Source organism: Streptomyces sp. HUAS MS02 (assembly GCF_055702265.1).
In genome coordinates this window covers 101846-120742 of sequence record NZ_CM146747.1, presented here as the reverse complement: position 1 = coordinate 120742, position 18897 = coordinate 101846, and the positions used below count along the sequence as shown (strand labels likewise).

General features: G+C 70.0%; 12 protein-coding genes and 2 pseudogenes. 10 read left to right on the top strand and 4 right to left on the bottom strand.

From position 1 onward, the window contains the following. The first annotated feature begins 202 nt into the window (after positions 1 to 202). Positions 203 to 877: a lytic polysaccharide monooxygenase auxiliary activity family 9 protein gene (locus ACZ9QC_RS00605; RefSeq protein ID WP_472918231.1), complete on the top strand. Its 675-nt coding sequence runs from the start codon at positions 203 to 205 to the stop codon at positions 875 to 877. A gap of 608 nt (positions 878 to 1485) precedes the next feature. On the opposite strand, the gene ACZ9QC_RS00600 is transcribed toward ACZ9QC_RS00605, so the two are convergent. Further along, the gene (locus ACZ9QC_RS00600) at positions 1486 to 2166 is read right to left on the bottom strand and encodes a class I SAM-dependent methyltransferase (protein WP_472918230.1); all 681 of its coding nucleotides are present in this window, start codon (positions 2164 to 2166) and stop codon (positions 1486 to 1488) included. A 1088-nt stretch (positions 2167 to 3254) separates the two neighbouring features. Here ACZ9QC_RS00600 and ACZ9QC_RS00595 point away from each other — a divergent pair. The 6 genes and pseudogenes from ACZ9QC_RS00595 (at position 3255) to istB (ending at position 10246) form a co-directional block, all read left to right on the top strand. Then, the gene (locus ACZ9QC_RS00595) at positions 3255 to 3743 is read left to right on the top strand and encodes a GNAT family N-acetyltransferase (RefSeq protein ID WP_472918229.1); all 489 of its coding nucleotides are present in this window, start codon (positions 3255 to 3257) and stop codon (positions 3741 to 3743) included. Positions 3744 to 4165: 422 nt separating this feature from the next. Beyond that, complete coding sequence (locus ACZ9QC_RS00590) at positions 4166 to 5620, top strand: RICIN domain-containing protein (protein ID WP_472918228.1); 1455 nt, start codon at positions 4166 to 4168, stop codon at positions 5618 to 5620. A 643-nt stretch (positions 5621 to 6263) separates the two neighbouring features. Then, positions 6264 to 6658: pseudogene (locus ACZ9QC_RS00585) on the top strand (GNAT family N-acetyltransferase). A 536-nt stretch (positions 6659 to 7194) separates the two neighbouring features. After that, complete coding sequence (locus tag ACZ9QC_RS00580) at positions 7195 to 7683, top strand: hypothetical protein (RefSeq protein ID WP_472918227.1); 489 nt, start codon at positions 7195 to 7197, stop codon at positions 7681 to 7683. A 192-nt stretch (positions 7684 to 7875) separates the two neighbouring features. Beyond that, a pseudogene (gene istA / locus ACZ9QC_RS00575) lies at positions 7876 to 9476 on the top strand (IS21 family transposase). Beyond that, on the top strand, positions 9473 to 10246 hold the full coding sequence (gene istB, locus ACZ9QC_RS00570; protein ID WP_472918226.1) for an IS21-like element helper ATPase IstB: 774 nt from the start codon (positions 9473 to 9475) through the stop codon (positions 10244 to 10246). Before istA ends, istB begins: the two are co-directional and overlap by 4 nt. 98 nt (positions 10247 to 10344) lie before the next feature. Here istB and ACZ9QC_RS00565 read toward each other — a convergent pair whose 3' ends face one another. Beyond that, a complete protein-coding gene (locus ACZ9QC_RS00565; RefSeq protein ID WP_472918225.1) occupies positions 10345 to 11529 on the bottom strand; it encodes an amidohydrolase in 1185 nt (394 codons plus the stop codon). Positions 11530 to 11708: 179 nt separating this feature from the next. Here ACZ9QC_RS00565 and ACZ9QC_RS00560 point away from each other — a divergent pair, with 179 nt between their 5' ends. Continuing rightward, positions 11709 to 13169 carry an aminotransferase class I/II-fold pyridoxal phosphate-dependent enzyme gene (locus tag ACZ9QC_RS00560; RefSeq protein WP_472918224.1) on the top strand — a complete coding sequence of 487 codons (1461 nt, stop codon included), beginning with the start codon at positions 11709 to 11711 and terminating at the stop codon, positions 13167 to 13169. A 245-nt stretch (positions 13170 to 13414) separates the two neighbouring features. Here ACZ9QC_RS00560 and ACZ9QC_RS00555 read toward each other — a convergent pair whose 3' ends face one another. Continuing rightward, positions 13415 to 15175 (bottom strand): FAD-dependent oxidoreductase, encoded by a 1761-nt coding sequence (locus ACZ9QC_RS00555; RefSeq protein ID WP_472918223.1) that lies wholly within the window; start codon positions 15173 to 15175, stop codon positions 13415 to 13417. Between the two features lie 52 nt (positions 15176 to 15227). After that, positions 15228 to 17177, bottom strand: coding sequence for a maleylacetate reductase and hydroxyquinol 1,2-dioxygenase domain-containing protein (locus tag ACZ9QC_RS00550; protein ID WP_472918222.1), 1950 nt, complete (start codon positions 17175 to 17177; stop codon positions 15228 to 15230). A 173-nt stretch (positions 17178 to 17350) separates the two neighbouring features. Here ACZ9QC_RS00550 and ACZ9QC_RS00545 point away from each other — a divergent pair, with 173 nt between their 5' ends. Next, a complete protein-coding gene (locus ACZ9QC_RS00545; protein WP_472918221.1) occupies positions 17351 to 18229 on the top strand; it encodes a helix-turn-helix domain-containing protein in 879 nt (292 codons plus the stop codon). Between the two features lie 72 nt (positions 18230 to 18301). Further along, positions 18302 to 18889 carry a carboxymuconolactone decarboxylase family protein gene (locus tag ACZ9QC_RS00540; protein ID WP_472918220.1) on the top strand — a complete coding sequence of 196 codons (588 nt, stop codon included), beginning with the start codon at positions 18302 to 18304 and terminating at the stop codon, positions 18887 to 18889. Positions 18890 to 18897 lie beyond the last annotated feature (8 nt).

Genomic DNA, 18897 nt, shown 5'->3' with positions numbered 1-18897 from the left:
AGGTCGTTTTCTCCTGCAATTTTCTCCTGGGCATCCTCGTTACCGGTCCCACGAGCAATCCTGGCCCCCGGATCACGGCAGGGTCCCTGCTCGCCGCCCGCCCCTGTAATCAACTCCGTTTGTTTCATTGACATCTCACTCAGAAGTCCTAGCTTTGGGAGCGCTCCCATAACAGCCTTGCAACTGGAAGGAGTCCCCCCACATGCGCAACAAAAGTCCGTTAACCGGGCGTTCGCAGGCGTCCCTCCGCCGGTCTCTCCAGGCGCTCGTCATGCTCTTCGCCGTGACCGTCGGCGCCCTCGCCTGGTCGACCCCCGCCCAGGCCCACGGCACCGTCGTCGGCCCCGCCACCCGCGCGTACCAGTGCTGGAAGACGTGGGGCAACAACCACACGAACCCGGCCATGCAGACCCAGGACCCCATGTGCTGGCAGGCCTTCCAGGCCAACGCCGACACCATGTGGAACTGGATGAGCGCGCTCCGCGACGGCCTCGGAGGCCAGTTCCAGGCGCGGACCCCCGACGGGACGCTCTGCAGCAACAACCTCTCGAGGAACGCCAGCCTGGACAAGCCCGGATCGTGGAAGACCACCACCATCGGCAACAACTTCTCGGTCCAGCTGTACGACCAGGCGTCCCACGGTGCCGACTACTTCAAGGTCTACGTGAGCAAGCAGGGCTTCAACCCCAAGACCCAGACCCTGGGCTGGGGCAACCTCGACTTCATCACGCAGACCGGCCGCTTCGCCCCGGCACAGAACATCACGTTCCCCGTCCGGACCTCCGGCTACACCGGACACCACATCGTGTTCGTGATCTGGCAGGCCTCGCACCTCGACCAGGCCTACATGTGGTGCAGCGACGTGAACTTCGGCTGAGCCGCACAGCATCGCACGCGACACCGGCTTCTGCCGGGTGCCGGTAACCCGCCGCCCGGCCGACCGAGCCCCGTCGGGGCGGGGCCCCATGCGGTCACCCCGCCCCGACAGTGCGCGTCGATCAAGCACGCCGACGGCTTCGTGTTCCGGCTCTCCTGCTGACGCACCAACTCCCGCAACAGGCCGTTGAGCTGGGCAAAATTGCCGTCGGACAAGCTCAGGGCTCAGGTGAGGTTCTTCTCCAGTGCGGCCAGGGGGCCCGCGGCTCGGTCGATGAGGCCGCCGATCCGCGGCATCGCGTCACAGCTCCCATACGCTGGCCGCCGAACGCCTCCGGGTTTACGGGCCACGGCCCCCTCCCGGACGATCAGTCCCAGACGGCGGCCTTCCCCCGGCCATCGGCTGCGCGAGCGCCCACGCTCACGTCCCGCCGGTGTACAGATGCGCGTGCACCGCCCGACCGTGTACCGCCCGACCGTGTACCGCTCGACCGTGTACCGCTCGTGCAACAGGCCCTCGCGCACGTGCCGGAGTATCTGCACCCGGACCCCTGGCGGTGGGTGCGCACTCGTGCCGCGCTGAGACGGCCCGAAGACAAACGGCGTCAGTCAGCGCAGTCGGCGTACGCGCAGCACGAGGTCGTCCGTGTGGTGCGCGCCGGCCCCGCCGTCAGGTGCGAGGCGGGGACGTTGCTCGTCCACCTCCACTTCCCAGTCGTCGTCGAGGAGTTCGGTGACCATCGAGGGCCAGACGTAGTCGGCCGGATCGAAGCCGTTCTCGTGCCCCTGACGGGTCTCCATGCCGGCGTGGTGGACGAGGAGCAGTACGCCGCCGGGTGCGACGGCGGCGAGGAGGGCTCGCTCGGCCGCGGCATCGGGGGTGCGCAGGAGGGCCGGGTACTGGGCCGAGACGAGGTCGAAGGAGGCCGGCGGGAGTGCGGCCCGGGTGAGTTCGGCGTGTACCCAGTGGATGGTGAGGCCGGCGTCGCGGGCGTGTCCGGCCGCGCGTTCAAGCGCCACCCCCGAGACTTCGAGCGCGGTGACGTCCCAGCCGCGGCGGGCGAGCCAGAGGGCGTCGGCGCCCTCGCCGCAGCCGACGTCCAGGACGCGTCCGGGTGTGAGCGAGGCGGTCTCGGCCACGAGCGCGCCGTTGGGCTGCCCGCTCCACAGCTGCTGCCGGTCGGCGTAGCGGCTGTCCCACTCCGCTCGTACGGCCGGATCGCCGGTGTAGTCGCCGGCGAGCGACGGGGGGTCGAACAGGCTTGGTCCTGCTGCGGTGATGTCGGTCATGTGCCCCACGGTCGCCCAACCCTTCGCCGACCGACAATCGCTGTTGCCGGTTCGGCAAAAGAAGGGCCGGCGAGTGCGGTGAGAACGCGAGCGACTGCGGGGTTCGAGTCGGCTGTTCACCGGTTCACGGTGTGGCCGTGGTCGATCAGCCGGCTGGGCTTCGACACCGTCACGCCGGCGCGCCCTGGCCGACAGCTGGCGCTTCGAGCCGGAGACCGACCCGTACGCCCTGCCGTACTCCGCCGACCGCGACGCCGTGCGGGCCTTCTGGGCCGAGGTGGGGAGGCCCTCCGCGCCGGTACCCCGCCGCAGAGGCCGCCCCGGTCGACCAGGGCGTCCCGCAGCCCGCGGCACGGCTGCGCACCCTGCTCGCCGACACGCCCCGCAAGCTGGCCGCCGACCGCGTCCTGGTCTGACGTCTGACAACCGACATCGGCCACCACGCGAAAGCCGGTCCCGTCCTCCTGCTGCCCGGATACGGGTATTGGCGATTTTCAGCCGCGGGCTGTTGCTGTGGCTGGTTTAGGTGCATGGTGTGGGTGCGGGAACCGAGCCACCCCCGGGTGAGGTTCCCTCTGCCGGGTCCTGCCGTCGCTGACGGCAGGACCCGCCGCGCCTCCCGGCTCCCCACGGGAGGCCTGCGGGTTGCCCGCGCTCTGGTCCGGAGGCTCCCTGGCGCGGGCACAAACGCTCGAAGGTACTTCCATGGCCCCACCGCACGGCTCGCACTCAGCGAAACCACGTAACGGGCTACGTAATCCCGGGACGACGGGCCGCGCCCGGGCCCGCCGTCCCGGGAGGAGCCTCGGGGGAGTCGGAAATGATGAACGTCATGACTGACGCGCCATACTCCCGGCTTGTTGCCGAGCATCTGCCCTGGCGACCTCGCCGCCCACCGGTTCGACCAGGCCCGGCTCACCGTCCAGAGCTAACCGGCTCCGACCCTCGTGCGCCGCCACGCTCACGGCGGTGGCGCTGGGACGTACGGCAAGAGGTCGAACGGAAGAGGTCCAACAGTAGAGGTCTCCCCGAACGGCTTTGCGTCCTCGGCGATCGGCATGGATGCTGGCTCGTCGGAGGTACTGCAGATGATCAATGTCGTGTTGCGGCTGTCAGTCCGTGACTTGGTGCACGCGGACCTGGCGTCGTGCGGGTGGGCTGGGTCCGACTACCACCTGGCCAATGTCGCCGAGCAGTTGGAACGTGTCCGGACCGGCGAGGTCGACTACCTCGCGGTCTGCCCGGCGACGGACATCCCCGTGGCGAAGGGCGGTGTCGACTACCAGGTCAAGGAAGGGGTCGGCACACTGTGGCAGCTGGCGGTCCACCCCGCGTTGCGGTCGTGCGGGATCGGCGCGTTCCTCGTCGAAGCGGCGGAACGGCGGATCAGGGGCCGGGGTCTGCGGCGGGCCGAGCTCGGTGTGGAGGAAAGCAACCCCCGGGCTCGCGCGCTGTACGAAAGGCTGGGTTACGTCGCGTACGACCGCCGGCCGGACTCGTGGATCGAGCAAGCCCCTGACGGGTCGTCGCGCCGCTACGAGACGACCTGCACGCTGATGCGGAAGGAACTCACGTAGGTCGCGGAGTCGGCGGCGGAACGGCGCCCGGCCGCCGTCGCGGGTCTTTCCGCGGACGACGTCACCTCGGTCCACCTGCGAGAGCCGATCCGTTCCGCTTCGTCCCGGCGCCTCTTGTTGGACATCTGCCCCGTGTGACAGGGTGGTTCAACTCAGTACGATCCGTAACCGGGCCTGTCGGATTGGACGGGTCGTGGCGTTGCCCGCTACCCCCACAAGGCGGTCGCGCGGTACCGCCGAGGCGGTCACCCGGCACCGCACACCCCCTCTCCGCGCGGCCACGGCCAGGTCCGCGCTGCCGCTGTACCCGCACCGCCTCGGATGAGGTTGCCCAGTACGCCCTGGGAGAAGGAAAGCCCCCTGTGCCATTCGCTCATCCGCTTCCCGCCAACTCGGCCCCCGACCCCGAGACCGCTCCAGGGATGTCCGACGACGCACTCGTCGCCGCGCTGAGAATGTCCCGGACCATCGAGGGCACGACTCCCGTCGCCGCGCTGATCGCACGACATGGGCAGGCGGTCTCCGACTACGCGGAGATCTGCGCCTCCGGTTCCCCCGCGCTCTCCCGGGCGATCGCCTCCGCCGCGTTCCGCCAGGTGGTGCGGGAACTCCAGAAGGCCGGGTCCACCAGCGCCCTGCGCCCTCGCCTTCTCGTCACCGTGCGGGAGGCCGCGCGTGCGCGCTCGCAGACGGGCTCCGTCCCAGGGATGTCGTACGACCAGGCCGGGACCACCGACGGCGACAGGTCACCCCATCCGGTCGCCGATAACCGGCTCCTGAGCCACACCGCCTTTTTCCGGCTCCCGAGGACCACGCAGTACGTCCTGTGGCACATGGAAGTGGAAGCGGAACCGTCGGCCGTCCCCGCGGCCCTGCTCGGTGTCGAAGGGGACCTGCCGCCCTTCGAGTTGGACCGGGCGCGGGAGCAATGGAGATCGGCGGTGCTGCGCACGCATGTCGAGAACTCGGCCGGGAGAGAGTGCCGGGACTACAGCCGCCTGCTCGACGCACCCTCCCGCAGTGCGGGGTCCGCGTTGCCCGAGGTGCAGATGCACCTGGACCAGTGTTCCTACTGCCGACACACCGCCGAGCAGCTGAGGCTCTGCGCCGGTGAACCGGGCGTGCTCCTGGCGGAAGCGCTCCTCGGCGAAAGCGCACACCCCTACCTGACCGCATGCCGGGCACGCCCTGCGCGGACAGCGCCCGTCGCCACGGCCGCCGCCGGAGCCGACACCTCTCCCTCGGAGAACGGGCGCACGACACCGAGGCCGACGAGGAAGAGAAGCCCTCGTGCCGGCCGCAGAGGCACGAAGCTCGTCGTCGCCGGGATCGCCGCCGGGTCGGCCGCTGTCGCGGCAGTCCTCATCGTGACCGGAACCTCGTCCGACGAAGCCGCACCAGCCCCAGGAGAGCAACTTCCCACGCCCACGCCGTCCTCCTCGGCCCCCGCGGCCTCCACCGGCCTTCCCGTCTCCCCGGAGAGCGGCAGACTGCGCAACGCCGGCGCCGACCTGTGCATGGACGTACCCGGATCGCCGCCGGAGCGCGGCGCGGAGGTCACTCTGTCCCCCTGCTCGACCTCCAGTACGCAGCGGTGGACCTATCTGGAGAGCGGGCTCCTGCGCAACCTCGCCGAACCGGATCTGTGCCTCGACGCCGGAGGGGACGACGAGGTGCTGGACATGGAGCTCTGCGACTCCTCGGGCGACGTCTCGTTCGGCCTCCGCTTCGAGCTGAGCCCCGAAGGGCAACTCTTCACACGGGACGAGGGGAACCTCGTGATCGCCCCGGCCGCACCCGAGGTCGGCACCATTCTGGTGCCGAGCCCCCGGAACGGGGAGGCGGAACAGCGATGGCTGGTCGAGCCGCTCTCTTGAACGACCACGCCTTGCCACCAAGGCACGCGCGCCCGCTGAACGCCATTACGGCGGTGATCATCAGCATCGCGGGCTGCTGAGGGCACCACACGCTGAGACGGGCCGGCCTCGTGCGGCCCGGGCGTCGGCGAGGCGCACTTCCTGATGCCGGCCGACCTGGCGAACAGGCGACTCATCGCCGACGTCGCCGCCCAGCACTCCACCGACGTGTAGTCAGCGTGCAGACGGGACTCGAAACGGATCGTCGCGTAGACGTCCCCGATCTCGATGCGCCCGTCCGCCGTGGGTCCCGGAGCCGTAGGAACAGTCGACCGGCTCACTCCGGAAATGGGAGGTGAACGGGAGGACGACCTGGTCACCGCCGGGCAGGGCGACCTCAAGCGGCGGCCGTACAGGGGCCGTTGGGGCCAGCCCGGCCAGGTTGGCCAACAACCTGGTGACATTACGGGGACGCAGATAGATCTCGTAGCTGTAGATCAGTCCCACGTTTCCCCCTGTCCCAGGATCGAGTTCGGGATCGAGTTCGAGATCGAGCTTGAGATGGAAGCGAACCGCATCGCACCCCCTCACGGTCCGCCCCCGGCGCGCTCGCCTCATTCCGCGATGTGCCTGCCGGCCATGAGCGGGCCTCTACGATCTGCGCATGGCGATCGAGTACGAGTGGCGGGGCGAATTCGACAACACCGCCCTCAACGCCCTGCATGCCGGGGGCTTCGGACACCCGGTCGCTCAGACCGACTGGCGAGAACGACTTGAGCGCCACAGCCTCGGCTGGGTCTGCGCCTGGGAGGACGGCTCGCTGATCGGCTTCGTCAACGTGGCCTGGGACGGCGGGGTTCACGCCTTCCTGCTGGACACGGTGGTCGCCCGCACCGCGAGCGGAGAGGTGTGGGCGGCGCGCTGGTAGCCGCGGCTGCGCACGAGGCTCGTGTCGCGAAGTGCGAGTGGTTGCACGTCGACTTCGAGGAGCACCTTCGTGCCTTCTACGTCGACGCCTGCGGCTTCAAGGAGACGGCAGCCGGACTGATCGCCCTCTGACTCGGTGAGCCTGACTCTGTCCCGGGGCACACCGGGCCAGTCCACCGCGCCGCGCGCATACTTCGGCGCCCGACCGGCGCGCTTCCTTTCAGCTGTGGCCCTCCCCACTGGTAGCGGCACAGCCCAGCGGGCGCGCCGGAGAGCTGCGGAGGGGAGATCCGCCGCTGCTCGGCCTCTGCCGTCGCACTCGCAACCGGCCCCACCACGACAGCGGATCATCCGGCTGCACAGGTGCGTCCGGCAGTGCCGAGAAGACGTCTGCCTCTGCGTGCCAGCCGCGGAACACGCTTCGGAACATCTGGTGCGGCTCGTGCGGTAGAGGCCCCTTCGAAGAAGCCACGCTTCAGTTCGCCGAGCCACGACAGGTCCAGATCCGGATTCATGGCAGCTGGATCCAGATCCTCACCACGAGATCGTACTGTCGACGGTCACGGAATTCCCCAGCCGTGACGGGTTGAGCGTCACGCAATTCCCCACCCTCACGGTCATGAGTCCCCATGGGGGCGGCGGTCGCAGGGAGTTGAGAGACTCCCGCTATGGGATCTTGGGGAACTTTGGGGCCGGCATTGTTGTCTCTGGCCGGTGTCGCACTCGGCGCCGGCGGGTCGATCTTTGGCCAGTATCTCGTGTCGCGAGCGAGTACCAAGCAGCTCGAGGTGCAGGAATCAGCCGCGCATCGCGCGGAGTTGAAGAACGCGGTCCTGAAGTTCCTCGGCATTGCGTCGCAGGTGGAGAAGGCGGCCCTCGCGCGCCTGGTCAGTGATGGCACGGCAGACGATGCGGTGCTCGACCGACTCGTCGATGACCTGTGGCTCGCGCAGGCGGAGATCGACCTGGCGGCCAGAAGCGAGCCCCTGCGAGGCTCCGCCTATCGTTACGCGTTCCGCCTGGTGCAGGCAGTCCGGGGCGAGATAGCCGACTCCTCTGCGCTGCGCGGGCCGCAGGCGCAGTTCATGGACGCTGCCTATGACGACATGTGGCCCGGCCAACGGCGGGCAACCGGGGATTCGGCCGCACCTAGGTGAGACGGACAGAGGGTTTCCCCATGTCGGGCGGTTTGAGCGTCATGTAGTTGTTTATGCAGATTCCTCCTGATTGGCCATGGGTGCGGCGGAGTTCGGGACCGAGGGACCTGGTCGTCGCGGAGCTGCTCATGTTCCTCGTCCCGTGGTTCTGATGGCCGATGGGCAGCCCGGATGGCGAGGAGAACGTTCGTCGTGGTCGACATCACCGAGATTTACGTCCACTGGTACGCGGGCCGCTCGAAGAGCGCGCTGGCAGCGTCGCTGGGGGGTGGACCGCAAGACTGTCAGGAGGTATCTGGCGCCGGCGGAGGCGTCCGGGATCACCCCGGGCGGCCCGCCCATGAGCGAGGCCGACTGGGCCGGGCTGATCGAGGGCTGGTTCCCCGGCCTCGTGGACAGGAGACTGCGGCAGGTCACCTGGTCCGACATCGACGAGCACCGCGACTACATCAAGGACTTGCTCGGGACGGTGACGGTCTCCACGATCCACCAGCGGCTGCGGGACGAGCACAAGCTGAAGGTGTCGATCTCCTCGTTCCGCCGCTGGGTCCACGCCACGCTGCCCGACGAGGTGAGCCGGTCGCAGGTCACCGTCCTGCGTGACGAGGTTGAGCCGGGCGAGGAGGCCCAGATCGACTACGGGTTCCTGGGCCAGTGGACCAACCCCCGCACCGGCAAACGGCACCGCGTCTGGGCGTTCGTGATGGTGTTGCCCTGCTCACGGCACATGTTCGTCCGCCCGGTCCTGCACCTGGACCAGCACGCCTGGACCCGAGGCGCACGTCGCGGCCTTCCGCTACTTCGACGGCGTCCCGCGCCGGCTGGTGCCCGACAACCTGAAGACCGGCGTCGACAAGCCCGACCTCTACGACCCGAAAATCAACAAGGCGTATGCCGAACTCGCCACCCATTACGGCGCGTTGGTGGACCCGGCGAGGGCTTCGAAGCCGAAAGACAAGCCCAGGGTGGAGCGGCCCATGCCTTATGTCCGCGACTCGTTCTGGCGCGGGCGGGAGTTCACCTCGATCGAGCACATGCAGACCGAGGCGATCACCTGGGCTCAGCAGGTCGCCGGACGCCGGCAGTGCCGGCCGCTGGGCGGGGCGGCCCCGATGGCCGTGTTCGGCGCGGTCGAGGCGGCCGCCCTGCTGCCGCTGCCGCCCACTCCGTTCACCCTGGCCCGCTGGTCGACGGCCACCGTTGGCCCGGACATCCACATCAAGGTCGGCCGCACCCTCTACTCCGTGCCCTGGAAACTGATCGGCCGCAAGGTCGACGTCCGCTCCACCGCCACCATGGTGCAGTTCTTCCTCAACGGCGATCCGGTCAAGACCCACGCGGCACTTGAGCAGGGAAAACGCACCGACAAGAGCGACTACCCGCCGGAGAAGATCGCCTTCCAGATGAAGACGCCCATCTGGTGCCGCACCCAGGCGTCCGAGGTCGGCGACGCCTGCCGCGAGGTCGTCGACCAACTGCTGGAGGTCAACGCGCTCTACCGGCTCCGCGCCGCCCAGGGGGTTCTCGGACTGCGGAAGAAGTACGGCGACACGCGCCTGGAAGCGGCCTGCGCGAGAGCGATCACAGTCGGCGACCCGTCCTACCGCACCATCAAGGGCATCCTCATCGCCGGCACCGAAACCGATCCCGAGCCCGAGACCAGCGGAGACGCGGGCGCCGCAGACTTCCTCCACGGCCCGCAAGGACTGTTCGGCTCCGTCACACCCCCGGACACACCGGAGGACGACCGCGACGACCAGGTCCACGGCGAAGACGAGGTGGCAACGCGATGAGCGTGATGGACACCGCCCTGCGCGAGTCGCTCAAGTCCCTGCGGCTGTCCGGGATGCTGGAGACCCTCGACGTCCGCCTCGCCCAGGCCCACGGCGGCGAACTCGGACACCTCGACTTCCTGCAGGTCCTCTGCCAGGACGAGATCACCCGCCGCGAGACCGTCGCCTTCCAACGCAGGCTCCAGCGGGCGAAGTTCGAGCAGCAGGTCACCCTGGAGGAGTTCGACTTCACCGCCTCCTCGAAGCTCCCCGCCGCCCAGATCCGCGACCTCGGAGCCCTGCGCTGGCTCCACGCCGGCGAGTCCGTCATTCTGTTCGGCCCGGCCGGAGTCGGAAAGGCGCATATCGCCCAGGCGCTGGGACACCTCGCCGTCCGCCAGGGCGCCCACGTCCGCTTCGCCAAGACCAACCGCATCCTCGCCGAACTCGCCGGCGGCCACGCGGACCGCACCTGGGAGAAACGGATCCGCGAACTGGTACGGCCCGACGTGCTCATCCTCGACGACTTCGCCATGCGCCAGCTCTCCGCAGCCCACGCCGACGACCTCTACGAACTCGTCTCCGAGCGACTGGGCCGGTCCCTGATCATCACCAGCAACCGGGCGCCCAGCGACTGGTATCCCCTCTTCCCCAACCCCGTCGTCGCCGAGTCCCTCCTCGACCGGCTCATCAACACCAGCCACCAGGTCATCATGAACGGCCCCAGCTACCGCCCGAACAAGCGCCCCAAGAACCCCACCGACAAGCCCGCCAAACCGCCGGTCAAGTAGACGACATCGGCGCCCGGGGCTGGGGAATTACGTGAACTCAGCCCTGGGGAAATACGAGAACGTCCACACATACGGACCGAGGTCTCCGTGCCACCCGTTCAAGCTCCGTCGGCGGCAGCGTGCCCGGCCCAGGCGTGGGTGCGCAGATCCGCCTCCCGTAGGACGTCCAGGGCCGTGCCGGCCAGGGCCTCCACCACGGCCATGAGAACCTCACGGGCGGGTTCGGACGCTGCGGCCGCGGCGAACTCGGGGGTGTGGTCGCTGCCGCCGGAGTCCATGATCGCGACGAAGGGGTGGATGGCGGGCACCCGGCCGCTGACGTTGCCGATGTCCGAGGAGCCCAGGTAGATACCGGGTTCGGGCGAGGCGAGGGTGATCCCCGCCCGGCTCAGATGGCCGGCGAAGCGGTCGGACAGCACCCGGCTGTCCCGGAAGTGTTCGTAGCGGACGCTCGCCCGCTCGACCTCGAAGGACGTGCCGGTGGCCAGGGCGACGCCCTCCGCCGCGGTGTGCAGGCGCGCGGCCAGGTCGTCCAGGGCGGCGGTGGTCTCCGCCCGCAGTCCGAAGCGGCCCTCGGCGAGGTCGGGCACGATGTTGGTCGCGGTGCCGCCGTGCGTGACGATCCCCTGGACGTGCGACCCCTGCGGCAGCCTCCGGCCGAGCGACGACAGGACGTTGAACAGCTCGATCAGCGCCGCGAGGGCGTCGATGCCCTCGGTGGGGTCCCCCGTGGGGTGGGCGGCCCGGCCCCGGAACGCGACCCGGTACTGCTCCTGCGCGGTCAGCGGCGCCCGTACCCAGTCGTACACGCCGGGGTGGAACATCAGGGCGGCGTCGACGTCGTCGAACACACCGGCCTGTACTTCGAGTGCCTTGCCGCCGCCGCCCTCCTCGGCAGGCGTTCCCACCGCCATCACCGAGCCCTCGCTGCCGTGCCGCAGGGCGTCCACGACGAGCGCTGCGCCGAGGCCGGCGGCCGCGATCAGATTGTGGCCGCAGGCGTGCCCGAGCCCGGGCAGGGCGTCGTACTCCAGCAGGAGCGCCACGGCGGGCCGACCGCGGCCCGAGACCGCCGTGAAGGCCGTGGGCAGACCCGCCACGTTCCGACGTACCTCGAAACCCGCGCGTTCCAGCTCACCTGTGAGCCGTTCCGCCGCCCGGTGCTCGGCGAAGGCAGTCTCAGGATCCGCGTGCAGCGCGCACGCCACGTCCCACAGGCCGTCGGCGCGCCGGGCCACCTCCTCGCGGAGTCCTGGGTACGACGCGGGCTGCGGGCTGGACACGTCGGATCTCCCACCGGGTCGGCGCTCGTCTTCGCTCGTCTTCACTGCCGGGGTCGGGTTCCTCCCCGGCCCGACTCCAACCGCCGCGTTTCGAAGGCCACCCGTGGTGCACCCGTCGAGTAGGTACGACGCCGTGCCGGACGTGCGCCGCTGTTTCCGGGGGCCTGCTGGGAGGAACCATGGATCATTCGCGGGTACCCGTACTGGAGGCGTTGCAGGACTTCCGACGCCGTGGGGACATCGCCTACGGCCCGCCGGGGCACAAGCAGGGCCGCGGAGCGGATCCCCGGGTGGTGGAGATCGTCGGCCTCGACGTGTTCCGCTCGGACGTCCTCTCCCTCAACGGCCTGGACGACCGGCGCCAGTCCCAGGGCGTGCTGAGCCGGGCGCAGGACCTGATGGCGGACGCGGTCGGCGCCGAACAGGCGTTCTTCTCCACCTGCGGCAGCTCCCTGTCGGTCAAGACCGCCATGCTGTCGGTGGCGGGACCCGGCGAGAAACTGCTGCTCTCCCGCAACGCCCACAAATCGGTGATCGCGGCCGTCATCGTGGGTGGCGTCGAGCCGGTCTGGGTCCACCCGAAGTTCGACACCGAACGGCACATCGCCCATCCGCCGGAGCCCGACGACGTGCGCAGGCAGCTGCGCGAGCATCCGGACGCCAAGGGCATGCTGCTGATCACACCCACGGACTGGGGCACCTGCGCCGACGTCCGAGGCGTGGCACGGGCCTGCCACGAACACGACGTGCCCCTGATCGTCGACGAGGCGTGGGGGGCGGTCTTCCCGTTCCACCCCGGGCTGCCGCCGTGGGGCATGGACGCCGAGGCAGACCTGGTCGTCACCAGCGTCCACAAGACGGGTGGGGCCATCGAGCAGAGTTCCGTCTTCCACCTCCAGTACGACCGGGTGTCGGCGGAGGTCCTCAAACAGCGGGAGGACCTGCTCGGCACCACCAGCGCCTCCTCCCTGGTGTACGCGACGCTCGACGGCTGGCGCCGCCAGATGGTCGAGCAGGGGCACGACCTCCTGGACACCGCGCTGCACCGCGCCGAACGGATCCGCGCGACCGTCGGCGAGCTGCCCGGCCTGCGTCCGATGGGCGGCGAGGTCGTCGAGGAGGGCCTCGCCGCCTCCTACGACCCCCTGAAGATCGTCATCGACGTTCGGGACCTCGGTATCAGCGGCATGCAGGCCGCCGAGTGGCTCAGGACCAACCGGCAGGTGGACACCGGGGGTTCCGACACCTGCCGTATCAGCGCGTCGATCACGTACGCCGACGACGACGAGACCGAGAAGACCCTGCTGGACGCCCTGCGTGCCCTCACCGAGGGCGCCGACTCCATCGAGCGGCAGCCACCGGTCCGCCTGCCCGAACCCCACGCCCTGGAGCTGGAGCAGGCGATGTCACCGAGGCAGGCGTTCTTCGCCGAGGTCGACCATGTGCCCGCCGAACGGGCGGCGGGCCGGATAGCGGCGGAGATGATCAGCCCGTACCCGCCCGGTGTACCCGTGATCGCGCCCGGCGAGGTGATCACCGACGAGATCCTCGACTACCTGCGCAGCGGCGTCGAGCACGGCGTCCTGATCCCGGACGCGGCCGACCCGTCGGTCGAGACCCTGCGGGTGGTGCGGCGTTGAGCCGCTGCCGAGTGATGCGGAGTGATGCCGGTGATGCCGAGTGGTGAGCGCCCGCAACGGCCCCGGCCCCTCCAGGACCTGGGACAGCCCCCGGAGCCGGGGACGCACCGCACCACGGTCGCTCCGAGACCGCCCCCGCACGGCCTGACCAGACTCAGGCCGCGGTCACGTGCGTGCAGGCCGACTCGGCGGGTCAGGAGCAGACGCCGCCGAGTGGGCGAAGATCATGCGGCGTGTGCCGCACGTCATGCGGGTCGGCAGATCACCATGGTCAGCGCCTCCCGCAGCAGACGGGTCGCCTCGGTGATGTCGACGGCGCCGCCCGGTCGGCGCCAGGCCACGTACCCGTCGGGGCGGACGAGCAGCACACCCTCCTCGTCGATCTCCGCGCGGCGGCTCCACTCGCCGTACGCGTCGTGCGCGTCGCGGTCGATGACGACGGTGCGCAGGTCGAGACCGAGTTCCCGGACCAGGGTTTCGGCGGCGTCGGCCCACGTGGCTCCGGCCAGGCCGGTGACGACGGAAAACCTGCCCTTCCCGACCAGGTCCAGCGTCGAGACGCGCCCGCCCTTGTCGTCCACGAGCCAGGCGTGCGGCAGCTTCGCACCGGGGCGGGAGGTCGGGCGTCCGAAGAGTTCGTCGTCGCGGGAGATCGTTTCGACGGTGCCGTCGGGGATGACGGCGGCCGACTTGTAGCGCTGGTTGTGCTCGACGCCGTGGGCGTTGAACTCGTAGTGCTTCAGTTCGATCGCCTCGCGGATGGCCCGCCGCTTCTTCGCCCCGTCGACGTCCGGCTGCCGGGCCGCGTGCAGCGCCTTGGAGATGCCTTCCTCGTCGCCGCCGACGACGCCGAGGGCCTCGAACAGGGGCAGGAACTGGTCCCGGGAGAGATTGGCGCGTTCGACGATCTGCTGGGCGACGGGGGCTCGTTCGTCGGAGTAGGTGTCCAGCAGCTCGGGCCCGGCGTGTCCCTTGAGGACGGCCGCCAGCTTCCACGCCAGGTTGTAGGAGTCCTGGACGGAGGTGTTGGAGCCGAGGCCGTTGGACGGCGGATGCCGGTGGACGGCGTCCCCGGCACAGAAGACGCGGCCGACGTGCAGCCGGGTGGCATAGGCGTGGTTGACGGTCCACAGGGAGGCGCTGTCGATCTGCACGTCGAGTTCGTCGTCGCCGACGAGGTCGCGGACGATCGCTGCCGCGGCTTCGTCGGTGAGCGCTGGCGGGGGGTTGTCGATGTCGTAGCCCCAGACGATGAGCCACTCGTTCCAGGGCCGGACCATGCGCAGCAGGCCCATGCCGATGCCGCCGACGTCGGCGCCCGGGCGCATGATCCAGTACAGGACGCTGGGACGGTGTTCGACGTACTGCGTGAGGTCGGCCCTGAAGACGATGTTCATGCTTCCGGCCTTGCCCATCTGCCCTTCCATGGGCAGCCCGAGCTTCTCCGCGACGATGCTGCGGCCGCCGTCGGCGCCGATCATGTAGCGGGCACGGACCGTGTGCTCGGTTCCGCTGGGCCGGTCGCGCAGGCGCGCGGTCACGCCGTCCGCGTCCTGCTCGAAGTCGACGAGTTCCGTGTTCAGCCGGACCACGGCGCCGCGCTTGGCGGCGTTGGCCAGGAGGATGGGCTCCAGGTAGGTCTGCGGGAGGTCGATCATCCCGCAGGGACTCTGGGAGGCGTACTCGGTCAGGCTCTCGTCGCCGGTGCCCCAGGTGCGGATGCGGCCGATCTCGTCGCCGAGGAGTGAGGTGGCGAACACGGTGTCGCCCATCAGATGGCTCGGTGTGCCCTTGGCCAGCGCCTCCTGCTCGATGCCGAGGTCGCGGAAGACCTCCATGGCGCGCTGGTTGGTGATGTGGGCCCGCGGGGTGTCGGCGAGCCATCCGTACTTGGTGACCAGGTGGGTGCGCACACCGTAGGTGGCCAGCAGCAGGGCGGCGGTTCCGCCGGCGGGTCCGCTGCCGACGACGAGGACGTCGGTGTCGTAGCTTTCAGGCGTGCTCATGCTGTCTCCGTGAAGCTCTGTGGAAAACCGTCAGGGAACGGGCAACGGGCGCTCAATGCCCGAGACGCGCGATGCGGAAGGTGAAATCGAGTTGGCGCCACTCGCCGTCGACAGGCCGGCCGTCGGGCGTGGGGCCGGTGCGCCGGACGAAGTCCGTGACCAGGTCGTCCTTGACGCCGAAGACCGCGTCGCGTCGGCCCGGGGCTCCGTCGAGGTAGGCCCCGCCCCGGACGAACAGCTGGGTGATCAGCGGCTGGTGTCCGGGGGCGTTGATCAGGAAGTGCACGTGCGGTGCACGGTAGGGGTGGCGTCCGACGGTGTAGAGCATCTTGCCGACCGGACCGTCGTCCGGGATCGGGTATTCGGACGGCAGGATCGACCAGAACGTGAACCGCCCGTCGGCGCCGGTGGTGAACCGGGCACGCAGCACCGGCCCGTCCAGATCAGGGAGTTGGACGTCGTAGAAGCCGTCCTCGTTGGACTGCCAGACGTCCACGACGGCACCGGCGACCGGTTCCCCCTCCTGGTCGGTCACCGTGATGTCCGCCCACATCGGCGTGCCCCTGAAGTCTCCCGCGATGTCGCTGCCGTGTTCGGCGGCGGGCGGCCCGGCGACGTAGAAGGGTCCGAGGATCGCGGAGGAAGTGGTGTCGGGCGTACGGGAGTTGGCGAGGGCATCGACGACGCTGGACACACCGAGGGTGTCGGAGAGGAGGATGAACTCCTGCCGCGTGTCGGTGGTGATGTGGCCGGCCTCGGTGAGGAAGTCGATGGCCCGCTGCCACTCCCTGGGGGTCAGGTCGTTGCGGATCGTGTAGGCGTGCAGGGTGCGGGCGAGATCGGTGAGCAGCTGCCTGAGACGCGGGTTGGTGCAGCCGTCGAAGCTGGCCACGACCTCGTCGGTCAGCGGGCGAAGGTCGGGAACGGACCCGGCCGCCGCCTGCGGGCGGTGGCCTTGCCAGGCGTCCCGCAACAGGCCGGCGAGGCCGGTGCGGGTCAGTTCGCGAGGGTTCGGATAGGGCTGTGCGGTGGCCAGTTCCGCCGCCCTGTCCAGGTCGGCCTCGGCCATGCCGAGATCGCGCAGCGACGTCGGTCCGCCGACCCGGCGGATCAGGTCGAAGACGCCGGTGGGGGCGTCGGGCACGCCCAGGGCGCGCGCGATGCGTTCCATCGTCTGCTCGGCGGCGGGCGCGTTGTACGCCATGGCGTGCGGGAGGATCACCGTGTGTGTCTCGGCGTGCGGCAGGCCGAAGGTTCCGCCCAGCGTGTGACAGAGCTTGTGGTGGAGTCCCATGCCGACGGCGCCGAGGCAGCTGCCGGACAGCCATGCCGCCTGCAGCAACTCCGCCCGTGCCGCCACGTCCGAGGGATTGTCGTGGAGGGCGGGGAGGGCTCGGCCGATGGCGGCGACCGCTTCCAGGGCCATGGCGTCGGTGACGGGATCGGCGTCCGGCGAGTAGAGGGCTTCCACGGCGTGGGCCAGGGCGTTGATGCCACTGGTCACGGACATGGCGATGGGGAGAGCGAGGGTGAGCTCGACGTCGTAGACGACCGTTTCCGGCAGGATCGCGGGGGAGGACCGGGTGACCTTGCGGCCGTCCACCGTCTCGCCGAGGACGGGGGTGACCTCGGAACCGGCATAGGTGGTCGGCACGATGATCTGGGGCAGGTCCGTGCGGACCGCCAGCGCCTTCGCGAGGCCGGTCGTCGAGCCGCCGCCGATGGCCACCAGGCAGTCCACCCGCTGGTCGCGCAGGAGACGCAGGGCCTGCTCGGTCACCTCGACGGGGGTGTGCATGGCCGCGCCGTCGAAGTCGGCCACCACCAGGTCACCCAGGACCTTACGGAGCCGTTCGGTGTCCTTGCGCAGGGCCGGTGATCCGTCGGAGAGGAGCAGTACCCGGGACCCGCCGAGCCGTTCGGCCTCATCGCGGACCTGCGGGAGTGTTCCCGCGCCGAAGACCACCCGGCTCGGGCTGGCCGTGTGCACAAAACTCCTCATGAAGCTGCTCTCCGTGCTGCGGGGGTCAGGGGTCTTTCGCAGTATTCGAGGCCGTGCACCGGCGTTCCTGCACAATGTCGGCATCGCTTTGCACAGAAACGGCGTCGGCCGCCTGGTCCGTGCTTGCCCGCCCGTACGGAAGGCAGCAAGACTGTGCCGTGAAGGAGGGCCGCATGAGCGAGATGGGACTCGGTGACACCCACGGAATACTGGTTCGGCCAGGGGTGCGTCCCGTCCGCACGAGTGCGGGTCTCGGCTGGGAGAGGCTGTATGTGTCGACGCAGCGGGAGCTGCCGTACCGGGATGCCTTTCAGGGAGCCGGCAGCCACCTGGTGATCCTGCATCTGGACGGGCCCGTCACCGTCCGCAGGGGGCGCCGGGGGCTGACGGCCGCGCGGCAGGTGCCGCCCGGTGGTCTGTTCCTGCATCCGGCCGAGACGGAGCTGGACGTGGAACTCGGCGGCTACCTGAACACCGTGCATGTCTACCTGTCGGACGCGGCCCTGCAAGCGACCGCGGAGGGTGGCCGGCCGGTACGGCTGGAGGAGGAGTTCGGCACCACGGATCCGCTCCTGGAGCAGCTGGTTCTGGCCCTCGACGGGGTCGTACGGCGCTGGGAGCCCAGTGCCGGCACCTACGCGGATCAACTCGCGCTCATGACCGCGGCCCAGCTGGCGCGTCGCCACAGCGTGCGGCAACCGGTCGGCGAGCGGGCGGAGCGGCAAGTGGGGCTCACCGACCGGCAGTTCGCGGCCGTTCGGGAACTCATCGACGCCCGGCTGTCCGAGCCGCTGTCGCTGGAGGACCTCGCCTCGGCCACGGGCCTCGGAGTCAGCCAGTTCGCCCGGCGTTTCAAGGCCCGCATCGGATGCCCTCCCCACCGGTACCTCGTGCGCCTGCGCGTGGAGCAGGCCGCCCGCCTGCTGCGCGCGGGATCCATGCCCATCGCGCAGGTGGCGGCCACGTGCGGCTTCTCCCATCAGGAGCACCTGACCCGAGTGATCCGCTCCCACCTCGGTACGACGCCGGCCGCTCTGCGCCGCGCGGGCTGACGGCAGTCGCTGCGGGAGGCGTGCGGGATGCAGCGGGCTATAGTTCCCCGTCGTCGAACGAAGGGAGCCACCATGGTCGCGCGCCTCGCAGGATTTCTCCCCGGCGGTCTGACCGAGGAACAGGCCGCGGTCTACCAGGCCATCTCCGGAGGCCCACGCGCCGCCGGTCCCCAGCTCTTCGCCCTCGCCGACGACGAAGGACGGCTGCGGGGACCGTTCAACGCGATGCTTCTCAGCCCTCCGGTCGGAGCCGCGCTGCAGACCGTGGGTGCGGCCGTGCGCTATCGGTCCTCTCTGAGCGACCGCGTCCGGGAGATGGCCGTCCTCCTCGTCGCCGCACACTGGGGCAGCGCATTCGAACGAGAGGCGCACGAGGCCGTGGGGCGTGCCTGCGGTCTGACCGAGGAGGAACTCGGCTCCCTGCGCTCCGGTGCGCTGCCGGCCCTCACCGATCCCGACGAGACCATAGCGCTGCGGACCACGGCCGCCCTGCTGCGCTGCGGCACCCTGGGCGACGACGAGTACGGCGCGGCCGTGTCGGCGATCGGCGAGCGCGGCCTGTTCGAGCTGACGACCCTGGTGGGCTACTACTCCACGCTCGCCCTGCAGCTCCGCGTTTTCGCAGGTGAGGAAGGCGAGCCGAGGCCGTCGGCGCCCTGAGGGCAGCT